Source organism: Candidatus Obscuribacterales bacterium, from assembly GCA_036703605.1.
In the GTDB taxonomy this organism is placed as follows: domain Bacteria; phylum Cyanobacteriota; class Cyanobacteriia; order RECH01; family RECH01; genus RECH01.
Genome location: DATNRH010000986.1, coordinates 1 through 2,917, shown reverse-complemented (window position 1 = coordinate 2,917; position 2,917 = coordinate 1). Strand labels below are relative to the sequence as shown.

The following is a 2,917-nucleotide window of genomic DNA, read 5'->3' as shown; positions in this document are numbered from 1 at the left end:
TCCCCCACACCTGGAACAACTCCTGGCCCAACGCCTGGTCCCACCAATGCCCCAACACCTGGGCCCACAGCTCCTCCAACTCCCGGTCCCACACCAGGACCCACCCCAACAACTCCAGGTTCTATTCCTGGAACAGGTGACGGCAACAAGAACTGTGCGGACCTAGGTTATGACTTTGGTCTCAAACTAGATGGTGATTGTGAGAATCTTATCAATTATGTTTTCAGCGATGATGACAGATTTGAGCTGACCCATGAAAAGGGCAACCCGCCTACCTGCAATACTGATGGATTGGGTACTTTTACAACGCAGTGCCAAGTGGATGCCGACGGTGAATCTCGTTCTGTCAATATTTATTCAAATATTGGCGGTTATGTTATTCTGAAGAGCGGCAATGAATACAGTGAGCATCCACTCCGACCTCGTTGGTGGGAGACTAACTTGTCAACTGGAAATGGTAATGCGATTAGTTTCATTGAGTTTTGCTTTTATTGTGCAACAATTTTCCCAACACCAGGACCAACGCCAGGACCAACACCAGAACCAACACTTGAACCAACACTTAATCCGACTTCCAGCCCAACTGCTGGAGCCACAGCTGAACCAACCCCTGTCATCACTATTTCTCCAACTGTTGGCCCAACGGTTTCACCAACAGTTGCACCAACAGTTAGCCCAACACCAGTGCCAACAGCTGGTCCAACAGCGGAATCTACGGCTGACCCGACAAATGCACCCACACTGAATCCAACACCAGCACCCACTGTTAACCCGACAAGGGGGCCAACTTTGGCCCCCACATCTACACCAACAATGGAGCCGACGACATCTGTACCCACGAATGGTCCAACGCCTTCACCCACACTGCTGGAAACGCCTTCTCCAACTTCGAGCCCAACACCCGGTCCCGCCCCAGTGGCGAGAATTCCACCAAGCAGCCCATACTCAAAACCCAATTCCAATTGTGTCGATTTGGGCTATTCCTTTGGTTTCAAGATTGATAACAACAGGGGCTGCGTAACAACAGCACCAGGGTCAACTTTTGATAGCCTAACACTCACTGGTGGGAATGATATCGATTGTAGTGATGAACAAATTAGTGTCTTCGGTGCCTCCACTTACTCACTCTCATGTAGTGGTGCAGATGGTAATCAGTTCTTGTTTGCCGAGATCACATCATCAGTGCCTGTGGCTGCAAAGGTGAAGGGGGGGCCTGGTGGTGTTGTGTATAAACTGGATGCTGGTTTTACTTACTCAGGCTTGAGTGTTGGAAGCCAACGTGCAATCAGCCACATTGAATTCTGCTTTTTATGTGGAGCACCAGCTCCTACCCCCGCAACAGAACTTACCACAACCGCAAGTGTAGCAGCTCCTACTACTGCGCCAGCAAGTACTGTAACTGTAACCGCTCCTACTTCAGAAACCGCTGCTACCAATTCCGGCCAGGGATTTGGCCAGGCGCGACCTGGAGGCAATTCAGCTGCTGAGTGCTGCAGGCATAGACTGTGGGGTGACCAAGTTGGAACCAGTAGATGTTACACTGCTGATATTTGTTGCAGAGTTTGTCCAAATGAGTCTGTTGCGCCGACACCAGCTTCAGTTGGACCACCTGCGCCATCACCAACGCCTGTAAACGTGAATTGCTGCTCTGATGATAAACTCCAACCCGATTTCAAACCTGGTGACCAGGTTTGTGAAGATAATGAGTGCTGTCTCGTCTGCGTAGCACCGGCACCTATGCCATGTTGTGACGACCAAAAGTGGGCAGATTTCCAAGGTCGTGAACGATGCCCCCCTCCGCTGCCTCAGTTCTTGAACAAGCCTTGCTGCCGAGTCTGTCACATGTCATCAGCCCCGTCTGGGGCACCTGCCAGTGCTTCTTCTGCAGCGGCTTTTGTACCCGATGGCTCCGAGTGCAAGTCCAACAGGTGGACCAGGTCCAGCACCAACCTCGGAGCCATCGCCATCTCCGAGTGCAAGTCCAACAGGTGGACCATTAGGTGTTTCAATGATGGAGCCTACGACAGCATCACCAGGGTCGCCAGCCCCCACCAATAGGCCTACCTCGTATCCATCACCGAATCCGTCAACCAGTCCCACTTCTAGTTCCACTCCCGAGCTGACTCTAAGTCCTTCAAGCAGTCCCACTTCTAGTCCCACTCCCAAGCTGACTCCAAGTCCTTCAAATAGCCCAACTTCCAGTCCAACCAAGCTAACTCCAAGTCCTTCAGCCAGCCCAACTGTCAGTCCTACCAAGCTGACTCCAAGTCCCTCAAAGATCTCAACCACAAGCCCAACCACAAGCCCAACCACAAGCCCAACTTCCAGGCTAACTGCAACTCCGACTTCTAGTCCAACATATGCTTATGAATACGACGGCAGCCCCGCGTGCAAGGACCTCCCGCTTAGCGATGGATTTGCATTTGGTTTTAGGTTACTGATTGCACCAAATGTCCCGGATTGGTGCATCATCGACCCTGTTGCCCCAAGAGGACCAAGATTGAATATGTTTGATAGCCTCGAGCAAACACCTATGTCGGATGAATTTGACACCTGCTCTATGGACAATCTTGGTAGCTTTGATTTGAACTGCACCCTCTCTGAGGATCCATTTGGAAAGCTTTCCGTCAGGAAAGTAAATATTACTTCCTCAGCCAGTGTAGCTGCATTTGTACAAGGTGGGGATGGAGGTTCACTGCACTACATAAATGCAGACCAATTAACAGTGGACTTGGTTGTTGTTCCAGATAATGTTGAGAGCAGCCCACCCATTCAGTATGTTGAATTCTGTTTCTTTTGCCAAACACCATCACCCACCTCCGCCCCTACCAAATCTCCGTCAACATCAATGCCTAGCATAACACCAACAACCACACCGTCGACCATGCCAACGACCGTGCCTCCAACAAACGTGCCA

The 2,917-nt window shown here is 50.9% G+C and carries 1 protein-coding gene; it reads right to left on the bottom strand.

Annotated features, from left to right (window positions below; all coding sequences use genetic code 11):
- Nucleotides 1–488: 488 nt before the first annotated feature.
- The gene (locus tag V6D20_20215) at nucleotides 489–863 is read right to left on the bottom strand and encodes a hypothetical protein (protein ID HEY9818104.1); all 375 of its coding nucleotides are present in this window, start codon (nucleotides 861–863) and stop codon (nucleotides 489–491) included.
- Between the last annotated feature and the right edge of the window lie 2,054 nt (nucleotides 864–2,917).